Below are 13,293 nucleotides of genomic sequence, written 5' to 3'. Positions count from 1 at the left end.
TCACATCGGAGTTCCTATGAGCGAAACACATGCCGTCATCAAATCCGCCTCCACCACCACGCCGCGCGAGACCTATATCGAAGTCGACCACGCGCAGCCAGATGACGGCGTCCTGCTCTACCGTCCGGATGACAATTCCTTCATCGCGCTCTACCCCGACGAGTGGCGGGACTGCCGCGCAGACGGGCATCAGAACAAGACGGCCATCGAAGAACTGCAGGATGCCAACCGGGCAGTCACAGAAAAATCGCTCATCCTGCAGAATTTGCTGCAACAGCCGAATTCGGCCAAGGCCGACATCGCGCAGGCCCGAAAAGAACTTGATGAAGCGCTGAACACGCTGTCGCAAAAGAGCGAGGCGGCCAAAAAGTGCATCGAAGCAATCACGGACCAGAAAACCGACCCGAACAAATTGGTGGAGCTGCTTCCATTGACGATGAAGCGCATCGAGGGGAAGACGCATACGCCCATCTATGTAAGCGCTAAAAAGCTAAAAAGCGCCCTCGAAGACAAGCGGGTCTACATGGTTGAAGGATCGGCTGAACGCAAAAAAGACCCGAAAGAAAAAATCTTCAACGGTATGACGCTCAATGTGAAGGAGGTGCGCAAGCGTATAGGGAATCAGGTTCGGGACCAGGCCAAATTCGAAAAAAAATGGAAATGCGCGCCAAAGGATGCCGATCATTTCAGTGGGATCCTGACCGATTGGGCCAAAGTCATGGGTGCTTCGGCCACGTCATTCCTCGAGCGTGGGCAAAAGGAAATCATCGAGGGCATCTTTGGTACGGATAAGAGTGATCCCGACAATCCGTACCGTATGGTCGACATGAAGCCGGAAGCGCAACTCCTGCGATGGACGGCAGGCGCCGGCGCCGAGGTGACGTTCATGCCTTGCCAGGGCAACTTCTTCGACAAACGGGACAAGAACATGGCCCAGCGCTTCAAGCGCGCAGCCAAGGCGGCGCAGTTCAGCGTCAAGGCCAATGCAGAGGCTTCCTTTGCCGTCGGTGAGGCCAAGGTCGAGACCATCATGTACTTGCCGCATGCCGCGGGGTGGCATCTGGATACGAACGCGCTCGATCATCCGCTCGATCTTGGTTACTTTCGTTTGCGTGGCGATGTGACCTTGTATGCGCTCGCTGGTGCAAGCGTTGCGCTTGAGGCGGACGCATCCCTGATGATCACGGGAGACAAACAGGGCCTCAGGGGTACGCCGAAGAACAAGGCAGGTGCCAAGGCAAAGGTGGGAGCGAAGGGCGAAGCCAAAATATTCGCCGGGCTAAAGGAGGGTGTGAGCCTGGCCGGCGCCTTGCAGTGGCTGAATCCGGAAGGGTTTGTGAATCCGGGGAAACCGAAGAAGGCGGACCTCAATAAGGCGATTGCGGCGTATGTGGATGTGGCGTCTGTCAGTGCCGACGCTGCGCTGATTCAAGGGCTTGCGGCTAGCCTTGGCTTTGAGTGTGCTTATCGTAACGGGAATTTCGTGGTCGCCGCGAAGGCTGGGGCTTGTCTTGGTTTGGGCGGTTCAGGCAGTGTCGGTGCGAAGGTTGGTTTAGAGCAGATTGCTCAGTTCTTCATGTGTATTGTGCATCAGTTGAAACAATCGGACTTTAAAAGAATTCCTCAGTTGATGGCAGAAGCGCATTTTTATATTTTTAATAAAATAATGTATTTAGCCAGCACCAGGGGCAGTTCACTAGAAAGCTTTGTTGGAGCTCGCTTAGTTTTAATTGAGGAGAAGTATGAAAATCTTATCTCATCACTTCAACAATCCGGAGATAATTTTATAAAGCATCTAGAGCACAACATAAATTCTGGCTGGGGATGGCATGCCTATCTACCACCAGAATCTCGAGGCGCATTGATAAAAAGCCTGATCGAGGCAGCCAAGAATAATAACTCATCAAGTAATGACTTGCAGAAGCTGGCTGCATTTTTAATTAACGAATTACTATCGACAACGCAGTCCACCAGACACCTTGAGAAGACTTTGGAACGGGTGACTTTTACAATCGGTGAGCGATCGGACCGGAGCTCTGCAGTTCGGGCGATCAACTTGATAAGCGCAGGAACAATCTTTGAGAACTGCGTCGATCGCTGCGAAACACGATTAGCAGAGTCCAGTTTTCTGAAAGGTAGACCATTTCTCCGAAACGATGAACCCGAAATTAAATTTGCTGAACTTTCGCTTCACCACCCGGGCTACCTCACTTGATAAGCTTTTGAATGCTATTTGAAACACAACGGAAATTATCGCTTTTATATCCCGAGTATCCTGGAAAGGGAACTTCAATGCGCTTTTCATCATCGAATCCATTGGGATAAGTGTCGTGCTTTGGTTGCGGATCTGCTGAAGCTCGCATAAATACCATTGCCGACATTTCAGCAATTCCGCCTACGCTGCCCCGCAGCACTTTTTTACTTCCAGTAGCCGGCCCTGCAGGATTAAATTCCGGCGATTTCTTATAATAATCCTCATCAAACCAGTCATTTACCCATTCCCCATTATCTTCTGACATGCCGTATAGTCCAGCAGGATTGGCGGGATAACTACCTATTTCGGGCGGAGGCGGTTGTTTCGCTTCATGACGCCAGTCCTTCGGGAAATTTCGAGGCCGTTCAATTTTCCCATTATCAGTAGAAAATAGTACACGCGTCCCACCCGATCGAGCTGCATATTCCCATTGCGCTTCTGTTGGCAAATCGAATGGCATTCCAGTTATTTTACCGAGCCATTGGCAATAAGCTTTAGCGCCGTACCAACTGACTCCGGCAGGACGCCTCGGTTGCCGGTCTTTGATACTCAACTTATCCATATTGATGCGCTCATTTCCTGTGGCATCCGTGAACACATCGAAGTCTTCATAAGCCACTTTGTACGCCATCATCGAAAACCCATCGAGCGTTACCTTATGCAAAGGCCGGGACCAGGTATCGAGATCGTAATGCTGCCCGGATGCCGTACCCCAGTCTCCCATCTCGAACGTTCCACCTTTTAGCGGACGCAAGGAAGCTTTCACTTTCACGACCAATGCCTTGATACGCCCATCGAGATCGACGTTCGGGGTTGACGGCCCTGTCTTCGGGCCAGGCTCTGCCCAAACCGCAGTGCTTTGCAGGCTCGCGATGACGGCCAGCGCGCCGATGAACACAAAACTATTTTTCATGAGCGAACCTTTCAAAGGTGATGGCAGAACCAACGCTCATTCAGCAGTGGAAGGCGTATCCGAAGACCGGACCACTGCGACCACTCGGCGGTAAGGGTCCTCATTGCTGACACAAAGCACGGGCGCGCCACGCTCGGTCACGTAGTACCGCCCCAAGGCCAGCGCAGCCATGAAAGGCACAGCCCCGCAGGTGCCGCTGGCCACACCGACACGTAGCACATCATCCGTTTCATCGAGTTGAGGGCAACCTACCGAAACCTGTTCCATCAGTTCCAGCACACGGCTGGAGCGATGCCCAGTGTCGGCAAGCAGCATCGCCACCTCGGATGCTACGATGCCGCTCCCCTTGCAAGCGCGCTCGATCAGCTCCTTGAATATGCCCGGCTCGCTGCGTTTGACCTCATCGGCTGAGCTATTCCGGTTCGCCTCCTCGACGCCATCCAGCAGCACAACAGTTGAGGCCTGGGCCAAGCTGCTCCGGTTCGTCACCGACAGCCCGACTGCACCTTCCCCAGGAATTTGCCCTTGTGGGTGCGATGCAGTGAACAAGAACTTGCCGGCAGCCCATCGGGCCACTGTTTCGTCACCGATATCAGAAGCACACGCCACAACCATAGCGATCACCGGTTCATCCACCGGCGCAGCGCCATGCGCGAGTTGCTTGAGCGCTGCGGATGGGCTCTTGTCTTCCATAGCCAAAACGATCCGGTCTGCGGGCCAGCCGTAGCGTGCCACCGTGTGCTTGAGCCATATGTTGGCCGTCTCCCTGTGCTCCCTCTCCCATTCAGTCGGCAGGATCGGCACCAATTGCAGTTTCGCCTGTGTCTCGACCTGATATAGCAGGGGGCCCGCTGCATGCGCAGCCAGTTCGGCGACCACGGCACTTGCCAGCGTCAGCGCGCGCCATTGCTCATCGTTGAAATGCACATCGGCCAAGCCATTCAGGGCCAGCCATTCCGCGATTTCCTCTTGCAGCACTTCGTCGACCGCTTCACTGCTTCGGGCGGTCATGACCGGGAAGCCATCATCGTCGACCAGTTCTTTATCCAGGTCGGCGCGCGCCTTATTGCCGGCCATCGCCGATGCCAGCTCTTCCGGCGACGCACCATGCGGCAGGCGTAGCGACGCCCCTATGATTGCCAGCGGCATATGTCGGGCAGGCGCGGCATTTGCCAGTACAGGTGCGCACGAGGTAGCCGCGGCAGCAGGAATAGCTCGACTGAAAAGCTTGCGGCCGGCGAAGCACAGAAGAAGCAGGCATGCCGGCAAGCCGAGCATGTAGAGAAATATGTCCTTCGCTTGGGGATTGCTGCCCGTCGTACGCCAATAGCTAATCACGCAGCCCCAACATGCCACTACGACGAATGTGGCCAGGGCACCGGACTTGAGCCAGTCAGGGATGACACGCTCGTGGGAAAGCAGGGCAGGATTTGTGGACATCGTCTTCGATTAAATCTTGTCAAGGGTGCTTTGTTGGCCGGCGATCAGGACGGCGCCGCAAGAAGTCTTGTCGCCATCCCGCGCGGCAGGTTTGCCGTCGATGATCAAGGTTGAATCGCCGCTGGCGATCGTGACCGTGCCATGCTTGGAGCAACTGGCTTTATCGCCCATGCGGGCAATGCCGACTCCGTCGATATCGCTGTGCGGCGAGCCTTCGATGACGCTGCCGCCGTGGGAGATTTTGTCGCCTAATCTGATTAATGGTCCTGCCATGAAAACTCCCTAAATGCGTTAGAAAGCTCTTCCTTAACAGTCAACATTTAATAATGATGCGGCTTTACCGAGATGACGTTGCGCAAATGTTTCTCTCCACCTGTCGTATCTTGTATCTTTCCAAAGCCATCAATCGGCGAGTTCATTCCATACCCACGACATATTTTCCATGTGGAGGTTGCGTATGAAGCATTCAAAATGGTTAGTGTTTTTTGCTTTACTGGCTTCTTTTTCTGGCTGCAGCAAATCTGTGCCACAGGAGAAGCTGGGATATGTTGGCGAATGGCAGGGCAAGACGATGTACCTCCTGATTACGCAGGTTGGCTCGGTCAAGTACAAACGATTGAAAGAGGGTGGAACGACGTCGGTTGATGCTCCGCTCCAAGGATTTAGCGGAGACAATTTCGACGTAGGGGTAGGACCTGTTAAAACAACTTTTGTGGTAAGCAAACCACCTTATCAAGATGGAGGCATGCAGAAAATGGTTGTCGATGGAATTGAGCTAACGAAGACCAATTGACTAAAGATAAGGCCGGCTTAACGGTGCTGGCCAAATTTGCCGCCGATGATCAAGGTTGAATCGCCGTTGGCGATGGTAACCATGCTGTGCTTGAGCATCTGACCTTATCGCCCAGGCGGGCAGTGTCGCCCCGTCGATATCGCTGTGCGGAGAGGCTTCGATGACACTGCCGCCTTGGGAAATCTTGTTACTGAGCCTTTTAGTGGTTTGGCGATGAAGTTGTCCTCTCATATGTTCTATTCACATGCTTCCCCGATTTCACAAATAGTCCACTTCGAATGGCTGTAAGCAAGCGTTGCTCCCTTCACGCATGCTTCGTTTGCAAAGTACCGCCAACTGATTTTCTTTCGTTCGGCAGAAAGCGTTGTATTCCACACGTTACCTGATGCCATAGTGTCGGTAACAACTATTTCCATTAGTGCAATGGTTTAACACGCGGATTTTTCCTGTCGCTTCGACCTCTTCACAGCCCCTTTTTCCAAATAATGACATTAGAGCATTACGATTTTCTTTGGCATTTGAAACGCAAAGAATTAGTTTAATTATTTTTAGGGCTTGATAATCATCAGACACCTTAGCTTTAGCGACCCTTTCCCACAAAATCCTTTTTTTGTTCCGCACTGCAAGAATTAGGATGTGTATCGCCCTGCATTTTCATTTCTTTATAATCGTTGGCATGTACTACCCCTGCAAAGCCAAGCTGATACAAACCATTGCCGAAAATCGCATCATAGCTTCCGTCACTCTTGCTTTACATCCCACTGCCCTATTTTCACTCCATAATTGGCCCCTAAATCAGGCATCATTTCTCCTCGCTTGAATAGTCTTCGCGAATCGGCACGCGCAGGAGTGAAATAATATCCATCTTCTGGGCATGGCTGCCCGCCCGTTACGCGCTTGAGTTGGGAAGACTTGGAGTGCTCTACTTGCTGCGCACTGTCCGAATCCGATGCACGCTCCACCAAATACCAGGTGCAATCCTTTTTTTCAAGAATTGGCTCTTCGCCGTATTTCTCCCGGGTTCTTAGATCGAGAAGATCTCTATAACCAACAATAACAACAGTTTGTGGCGCCTCGTTGTAATAGGTGCTCAGGAACTGGGCACAGCTATTATCCAGGTCCGGTACGTATATACCATTTTGCGGTGTTTTTATGCCGCTCCGAACCGATATTTTTTGATTAATACGATAGAGTGGCCATCGAGCTGGTGAATCAAATGGTTCGAATTCGCTTGAATAATTCGACAGATCCAAGGGCCTCCAGTAAGCACCGCTTGTTCCCGTAAGGTACCCTGCCATCGTTGCCGCTTTCATCAAAAGCTTTTCGTATATTTCCTGGTCTTCTTTCGACATCCAATCTGGCGAATAGTCTCGGCGCTGGCCTATAACGTCATTTACTGGACCATTCGCATATTCAAGAGCAGAAATATCACCATGACTGAGCTCAATGAAGCCTGTGTACAGGCTCTGCAATGTGTGGCGAAAGTTCGGTAGAATCCGCTCTTCCCAAACGATGTCTGCCTGTGCTGGCAGTGGCATTGACCGATAATTTGCGGGAAGATCGGATAAATAATATTGCAAACATGATTCAACATGCTTGACCACTTTTTCCCACGTGTCTCGCAGCTCACCAAAATATGCCAATGAACTATAACGCTCCAGTAGATATATTTCCTGTGGATTGACTTTGACTGGCATATCTCGCTCCTATTCCGCCCAGTTATTCATTTGTACAGGCACACCTACGAGGTCATTGTCTGTACCTAAGTCGTCATATCCCCACCCTGTCTTCTGCCTAGGAGAAATATGTACCTTTTCCATATGGGTGGGGTCAACAACGATTTGAATAGCTCCGCCTTCTAGTACATAGTTTGTGTTTTTTAGTCTTTGCGACGCTGTTATGCCTTCCCAAACGTTTAATCCGGAGCCAGACGGAACCGTGTAAGTGATAAATTCTCCGTTGCTATTCCAGTTCGCCCATACAGCGAATTTCCGGCGCCAATCATCTTTCGACTTCAATTTCTTAAACTCGCTTTCGCTCATCCAACAAATACTGTTGTCCTTTGATTTAGGATCGATGATCCGATACAGCTTATTATTGGGAGGAATGGTTACAGGATGCATGGTATGGAAAGTGTGATAGTCCTTAATACTTGGCCATCCAGGTTGCGCCGACGGAGCTTTACGAAGGGCCTGATAAGTTTCTTTTCCTGTCGTGTCCACCCAGCCGGGCTTCGCCTTCCCAAAGGCTGCCACTTCCTCTGCCTCCGCCAACTTCTTAAAAGCATGCGAGTTGACGGTATCCAGATAAGCCCGATGTGCCACATCTGCCTCGATATCGAGCCGCCGGGCCAGCTGGTTCAAAAAGTCTTGAACTGGCTTCACTGCCTCCGCCAACTTCCGATCTGCCTTGCGATGAACCCCTGAGATCATTGCGATCAATTCGTCTGCCTTGGCAGCCAATGAACTGCCGCCCCACCGTTTCACCAGATTCAGCAAGCTCTCGGCAGCATTCTGTGCCTCGTTGAATGCACGTAGAAGCGCCCCTGTGTTGACCTTTGCAGCAAGCGTGCGCAAGTTGGCAGCAAGAACCTTGTAGGGGTTGTCCCATTTGAGCGCCTTGAGTGACTTGACGATCTCGGGACGCTCGAGAAAGCGGTTCAACTGCGCCACCGCCTCATCCGCGTGCAGCGCAAGCCGTGGTGTGACACCGCTCGCTGTGCCGACTTTGCGCATGGAGGCGAAAGCAACTTTGAAGCAGCCTTTGAAAAGCGATCCCAGGCCCGGAAACAAACCAATCAGGCTCAGTACAAGCGCCACCCACCGCCAGGTGTTATCCGGCTCGTGTTTAATGCTTTTGCAGTTCGCAACCAAATCCCGTACATCGCAAATCTGGTCAACAAAAGGAATCATCGAGATAATGGTCCCGGTCACGACCTGCGCCGTACTGGCGCTATCATTGAAGTCACCCTGCAACACCTCCCATACCCATTCAGCACCGGCAGCCAGGTTTTTCCTGCCGCTTTCAATCCAGTCGCCGGGCGCTGAACAGAACCACGCCAATGCATTCTCGAATTCATCGGTCATGTGACGTCCCAGATAGTGAACCAAGGTTTCAATCGCCGAACATGCCATTCGCTTTAGCGAGCATTGCTGCCATCGGGTCCCATGGCTTGTCTTTCAAAGGCTCGCGCTCTTCGTATTCGGCACGGATTGGCCCGTCAGGTACGTTCTCGTGTCGCGCGTTGCCATCCTGATCGAGCTTGCCGCTGATGACGGCGCCATCTTCAAACCGGATCTTGTAGCCGACGCCCGCCATCGGCTCACCGTCCACACTACGGTAGTTAAGGGCGATAAAGTTTTTGATTTCGCTGGCCCCATCCGGTAAGGGCGCCAATTCCGCAGCCTGACTGGCCCCACCCTCAAACAAATGCTGCCCACCTTTCACGCTAAAATTCCCCGGACAGGCAAACGTAATATCCCTACCCTCCAGCGTCACCGCCGCCTGCCCTGCCTGCAGCACGATCTTCTGTTTCGCCTTGATCTCGATACCGTCGTTGACCGAAATGACCGTCACCGCGCCGTCCGCCAGGATCTCCAGTTGATCTGTATGCGCCTGCAGCGACACCGGCCCGTTCCCGGCGATCGCTTGAATGCCGCCACCGTGTGCGAAAAAGCCGGCAGCGCCGCCGGCCACCGACGACACCGTATGCGCCGCCGTCATGTGCAGATCCGACTGCGTGGTCCAGTGCAGTTGCTGCCCGGCGTAGAGCAGCGTCGATGCCGGTGTCGCCCAATTGATGCTGGCGGCTGAATCCATCAGGACGAGCGCCGATCCGAATTTCTCGACTGGTTGCGACGCATCCAGTTCGCGGGTGCCTGCCGCAGGTTTCAGCGCCGCCTGGCCACCCACCGGGCCGGCATATTTGCCGTTGGACTGCGGATCGATCTGTCCAATGAACGCTGTCTGCGCCTTAGTCGCTTCCGCGCTGAACAAAGCCTGCTGTTGCGAAGCCGCACCGGACAGCGCGTCGTTCAGCGCACGCGCACCCTTGAACATCGCCAGCGCTTCCGCTGTGTCCATCTGCGTCGATACCGCGTCATGTCGCGCGCTGGTCGACAGCAACACGCCTTCGGCGCCGCGCAGCACGGCCCAGGCGTCCGTGCGCAGCTCGAAACCGCTGCCGCGGTAGCGGCCGCGCTGGGCCGAGCCGGGTGGCTGGTCAACCAGGTAGCCGAGATTCAGCTGGGTGTTCGCGCTGCTGGTCGCCAAACGCATGCGTAGCTGGTTTTGCGTGTCGTCGATCTGCCACTGGTTCCAGCCACCGCGGTCGAGGGTGTGGGTGTGGATCCCGGACAGCACGCCGGCATGTTCGATGCCGGAATCGACACCGGCGGCGAACGGCGGCGGGTCCGAGCCTGTGTACAGCTGGGCGACGATCACGGGGCGGTCGATGTCGCCCTCGATGAAGTCGACCAGCACTTCGGTGCCGATGCGCGGCGTGAACTGCGTGCCCCAATTGGGTCCCGCCAGCGCTTCGGCCACGCGTACCCAGGTACCGGCGGTATCGTCGCCGGGTGCGCTGCCTTGGTCATCGCTGTTGTGCGCCATGCCGCCGGGGTTCGGGTTGCGTCCACGCTGCCAGGGAAACTGGATCCTTACCTGATGGTCGCGCGTGGTGGTGATGGCCGCGTCGGGCAGGCCGACCACCAGCGCCGTCTGCGGCCCGGGTGCGGTGCACGGCCGGGGCGCGACAATCGTGTCGGGAACGATGGCTACCGTGTCGCGCACGCAGGCAAAGGTATTGCGGTAGATGTCACCCTCTGCCTTCACAGTACCGGCGATGCCGGCGGCCTGCAGGTTGTTGCGGCCTTCATGCTGCACCCACAGCACAACGAAGGCATTCTCTCCTTTCGGATAGTGCTCGTGCTGCGTCAGTGTGAAGGCATGACCGGCCGCCAGCCGCCGCACCGCGCCGGCGCCCTCGAAGTGCTTGTTGTCCAGTTCCAGCGCCTGCAGCATCAGCCCGCTGTGGCGGTCAGCGCCATCGCCATCGGCGGCGATGCGTTCACCGCTGCCGTCGTAGATGCCCAGGACAGGCAGCTCGCCCGCATCCAGCTGCGATTGCTGCTCGGCGCTCGGCGCCATCAGCTGCGCCGGGTCCCAGCTACTTATGCTTACGCTATTTGCCGCAATTCGGCGCCGCGCACTGAACATGTCGATGCTGTCGTCCTGCTCGGTCGCGCGCACGCCATGAAAGCGAATCGTCGCGCCGCCTGGTGTCGCAGGTGCCAGGGCGCGCGTGTCGAAGATGACCAGCCGGTGCCCGGTCTCGTCATGCACGAAGCGCCAGCTCAGTCCCTCCGATGCCAGCAGCCGCGTGAAGAAGGCCAGGTCGCTCTCGCGGTACTGGGTGCAGATGGGGCGCACGTCGAGCGCCTGCGTCAGATCGAATTCAAAGCGCAGCTGTGGATAATCCATCAGCAGCTCGGTGAGGATGTCGCGTGCGTTCTTGTCCTGGAAGATGTAGCTGTCGCGGCGCAGTGCCAGCAGCGATAGGGCAGGCTCCAGCCGCAGGCGGTAGCGCGCCACGCCGCCGTCCGCGCCGAGCCAGGCCGCCCGGGTGCACAGGCCATGCCAGGCGCGCCGGCTGCCGTCCGGCTGCAGCAGCTGCAGGGTCAGTTCGTCGCCGATGAAGTCGGCCACATCGAGATCGGTCGACACGCTCAGCGCATCGATCTCGAAGCAAAACAGTGCATTCACACCTTCGCGGCCTGTAAAACGCTCCACCACCAGCGATTCCGGCAGTTCGCCGTCCTGGCTGCTGGTGAGCGTGATCAAGCGCGCATGCTGGCGTAGTCCTTCAGCAAAGAGGCTGCCCATCTCAGGCCGCCACTGCCAGAAGTTCGAGCTTGAGCTCCTTCATCCCCGACGGCACGTAGATCGCCACCGACTGCGCCTGCAGCATGCGCTCGTACATCTGCCCTTTCGCGTCGAGCACGAAATAACAGGTGTCGGGCCGCACCGGCACCGCCGCCGGCAGCTGCGGCGCGTACTGCAGGCGCACGCCGGGCAGGGCGGACAGCACGCATTTCTCGACGTCGTCCGGGGCCCCGACCTTGAAGCGCAAGGGCACCGTGTCGACCAGCTCCAGCGCCGGGATATCGGCCGATACCGCGATGTAGAAGGCTGTCTTGTCGTCGATTTTTCCGGAGTCGAGCATGCCGTGGTGGTAGCTGGGCCGCACCTCGTTCAACACGATCGCGAAGTACTTCGACGAGATCACGGTGTCGAGCAGTTCGCGGATGATCTGGTGGACTCTCAAAAAGGCCGGGCCGGGGTCGCCGTGCTGGTAGGGCGGCAGGTCGGCCAGGGTCCAGCTCTTCGAGAAAGTCATCAGAGCACCGGCGGTGGCGAGCAGCTGTTCGTAGAGGCGCTCCGGATGCAGGTCCGGGTGGTGCAGGTAGTGCGTCAGCGCGGCGCAGGCGGTGCTGGCCGTGTGCAGCAGCCAGAACGAGGACATGTCGCCGGAGCGGAATTCGATCACGTTGCGGCTCGGCTCGCGGTGGTGGCCATACAGGGCGCTGACCTTGGCCTGCAGCGCGTCCAGCAGGCGGCGCAGCTGCAGGAAGATCATCGGTGCCGATCCTATCGACAGGCTGGGCGGCACGAAGGAAGGATCGAGCTCGAAGCCGCCGGTGGCGGCGCGGCGCAGGCGCAGCAGCGGGAAGCAGGTGTAGGCGTCGCGCGGCTCGAACTCGGCCACCAGGCGCACCGTTTTCTTCAGGTAGGCCAGCTGGGCAGGCGAGGCCTGGGTGTAGAGGTCGGGCGTCTCCTGGTTGGCCTGCACGAAGCGCGCCGTGTTGCTGTCCTGGCCGGGCTGGGCGAAGTTGCCGCTGAAGGGTTTCAGGCCCGGCAGGGCGGCGTAATACGTCACGCTCTGCTGCTGCGGCGCCTGCAGCTGACCCAGGTCGACCGTTGGCGGCAGCTCGTCCGGACCGGGCGCATCGACCAGTTCGCCGTCCTGGAAGCGCAGTGACAGCGCCAGGATGCGCAGCACATTGCTGCCGAGGGCATCGCGGTCGATCTCCAGGCGCTCCACGCCCCATGCATACGGATGCACTGCATCGATGCTCTTGTGCAGGCGATGCTCATGGTATTGGTCTTGTCGCTGGAAATGCTGCGGACGCAGCAGCAGGCCTTCACCCCACAGTACCTTGCTGTTCATGTTGCGTTCCCTCCTGTCGAGTCCACCACCATAGCTTTTTCGTGGCGGCCTTTTTATTGCAATCCCGTGCTGTCTTGCTCTCGGTCAAGTTTTGGGTGGCTGCTTCCCAACTGAACTATTTTTTCGGCCCCGTCTATGTAAGACTTTCGGCTCGATCACGCGAGGAGATGTCGATGAAGGGGTTCACGCCTGGTTTATTCGACCGCCTGCTCGGGGTGCCGCTGCGTGGCGCGACAGGCGGCGCGAGCGGCGCCACGGTGTCGCGGATCTCGGCCGAAGATCTGAAGGATGCGGTGGCGCGCGACCTCGAAGCCCTGCTGAACACCCGCGCGGTGGTCGACGAGGCGCTGCTCGGCGACTATCCGGAATGCAGCAGCTCGATCCTGAACTACGGCCTGAACGACTTCGCCGACCGCTCGCTATCCAGTCCTGCCGACCGTGCCCACATCTGCGCCAGCCTGGAAGAGGTCATCGCACGCCACGAGCCGCGTCTACGAGACGTCAAGGCCTCGCTTGAGATGCGGGAGGGCGCCGTCAACCGCCTGAATTTCTCGATCACAGCCATGCTGGTGGCCAGCACTTCGCAGGAGCCAGTCAACTTCGATGCGGTGCTGCAGCGCTCGACGCTCCAGTACAGCATCAGCAAAGCCGGCCGAGGAGCCTGA

At 56.6% G+C, this 13,293-nt stretch carries 10 protein-coding genes; 3 read left to right on the top strand and 7 right to left on the bottom strand.

Annotated elements, in window-relative coordinates; genetic code table 11:
* Nucleotides 1-16: 16 nt before the first annotated feature.
* Nucleotides 17-2,215 carry a hypothetical protein gene (locus NX782_RS20875; protein WP_258847419.1) on the top strand — a complete coding sequence of 733 codons (2,199 nt, stop codon included), beginning with the start codon at nucleotides 17-19 and terminating at the stop codon, nucleotides 2,213-2,215.
* On the opposite strand, the gene NX782_RS20870 is transcribed toward NX782_RS20875, so the two are convergent.
* From NX782_RS20870 to NX782_RS20860, 3 genes are read right to left on the bottom strand one after another with little or no spacing between them, the layout of a single operon-like run.
* Complete coding sequence (locus NX782_RS20870) at nucleotides 2,208-3,167, bottom strand: formylglycine-generating enzyme family protein (protein ID WP_258847418.1); 960 nt, start codon at nucleotides 3,165-3,167, stop codon at nucleotides 2,208-2,210. The two genes, NX782_RS20875 and NX782_RS20870, sit on opposite strands and share 8 nt — an antisense overlap.
* A gap of 36 nt (nucleotides 3,168-3,203) precedes the next feature.
* On the bottom strand, nucleotides 3,204-4,607 hold the full coding sequence (locus NX782_RS20865) for a hypothetical protein (protein WP_258847417.1): 1,404 nt from the start codon (nucleotides 4,605-4,607) through the stop codon (nucleotides 3,204-3,206).
* A gap of 9 nt (nucleotides 4,608-4,616) precedes the next feature.
* The gene (locus tag NX782_RS20860; RefSeq protein WP_258847416.1) at nucleotides 4,617-4,880 is read right to left on the bottom strand and encodes a PAAR domain-containing protein; all 264 of its coding nucleotides are present in this window, start codon (nucleotides 4,878-4,880) and stop codon (nucleotides 4,617-4,619) included.
* A gap of 184 nt (nucleotides 4,881-5,064) precedes the next feature.
* Here NX782_RS20860 and NX782_RS20855 point away from each other — a divergent pair, with 184 nt between their 5' ends.
* Nucleotides 5,065-5,400 carry a hypothetical protein gene (locus tag NX782_RS20855; RefSeq protein WP_258847415.1) on the top strand — a complete coding sequence of 112 codons (336 nt, stop codon included), beginning with the start codon at nucleotides 5,065-5,067 and terminating at the stop codon, nucleotides 5,398-5,400.
* Between the two features lie 740 nt (nucleotides 5,401-6,140).
* Here NX782_RS20855 and NX782_RS20850 read toward each other — a convergent pair.
* Genes NX782_RS20850 through tssK form a run of 4 tightly spaced genes read right to left on the bottom strand, consistent with a single transcriptional unit; the run spans nucleotide 6,141 to nucleotide 12,628 of the window.
* Nucleotides 6,141-7,097 (bottom strand): Tn7 transposase TnsA N-terminal domain-containing protein, encoded by a 957-nt coding sequence (locus NX782_RS20850; RefSeq protein WP_258847414.1) that lies wholly within the window; start codon nucleotides 7,095-7,097, stop codon nucleotides 6,141-6,143.
* A gap of 9 nt (nucleotides 7,098-7,106) precedes the next feature.
* Entirely contained in the window at nucleotides 7,107-8,486 is a 1,380-nt protein-coding gene (locus tag NX782_RS20845; RefSeq protein WP_258847413.1) for a hypothetical protein, read from the bottom strand.
* A gap of 28 nt (nucleotides 8,487-8,514) precedes the next feature.
* Nucleotides 8,515-11,283, bottom strand: a complete 2,769-nt coding sequence (locus NX782_RS20840; RefSeq protein WP_258847412.1) for a type VI secretion system Vgr family protein — start codon at nucleotides 11,281-11,283, stop codon at nucleotides 8,515-8,517.
* Nucleotide 11,284: 1 nt separating this feature from the next.
* Nucleotides 11,285-12,628: a type VI secretion system baseplate subunit TssK gene (gene tssK / locus NX782_RS20835; protein WP_258847411.1), complete on the bottom strand. Its 1,344-nt coding sequence runs from the start codon at nucleotides 12,626-12,628 to the stop codon at nucleotides 11,285-11,287.
* 173 nt (nucleotides 12,629-12,801) lie between these two features.
* Here tssK and tssE point away from each other — a divergent pair, with 173 nt between their 5' ends.
* On the top strand, nucleotides 12,802-13,293 hold the full coding sequence (gene tssE / locus NX782_RS20830) for a type VI secretion system baseplate subunit TssE (RefSeq protein ID WP_258847410.1): 492 nt from the start codon (nucleotides 12,802-12,804) through the stop codon (nucleotides 13,291-13,293).

The organism is Massilia norwichensis (assembly GCF_024753245.1).
GTDB lineage: Bacteria > Pseudomonadota > Gammaproteobacteria > Burkholderiales > Burkholderiaceae_D > Telluria > Telluria norwichensis.
The sequence above is the reverse complement of the archived record's forward strand: the minus strand, read 5'-3'. Positions and strand labels throughout refer to the sequence as shown.

Coding starts and splice junctions, on each gene's coding strand:
- NX782_RS20855 (WP_258847415.1), top strand. CDS start 5,065: ATGAAGCATTCAAAATGGTTAGTGTTTTTTGCTTTACTGGCTTCTTTT.
- NX782_RS20850 (WP_258847414.1), bottom strand. CDS start 7,097: ATGCCAGTCAAAGTCAATCCACAGGAAATATATCTACTGGAGCGTTAT.
- tssE (WP_258847410.1), top strand. CDS start 12,802: ATGAAGGGGTTCACGCCTGGTTTATTCGACCGCCTGCTCGGGGTGCCG.
- NX782_RS20860 (WP_258847416.1), bottom strand. CDS start 4,880: ATGGCAGGACCATTAATCAGATTAGGCGACAAAATCTCCCACGGCGGC.
- NX782_RS20870 (WP_258847418.1), bottom strand. CDS start 3,167: ATGAAAAATAGTTTTGTGTTCATCGGCGCGCTGGCCGTCATCGCGAGC.
- NX782_RS20840 (WP_258847412.1), bottom strand. CDS start 11,283: ATGGGCAGCCTCTTTGCTGAAGGACTACGCCAGCATGCGCGCTTGATC.
- NX782_RS20865 (WP_258847417.1), bottom strand. CDS start 4,607: ATGTCCACAAATCCTGCCCTGCTTTCCCACGAGCGTGTCATCCCTGAC.
- NX782_RS20875 (WP_258847419.1), top strand. CDS start 17: ATGAGCGAAACACATGCCGTCATCAAATCCGCCTCCACCACCACGCCG.
- NX782_RS20845 (WP_258847413.1), bottom strand. CDS start 8,486: ATGACCGATGAATTCGAGAATGCATTGGCGTGGTTCTGTTCAGCGCCC.
- tssK (WP_258847411.1), bottom strand. CDS start 12,628: ATGAACAGCAAGGTACTGTGGGGTGAAGGCCTGCTGCTGCGTCCGCAG.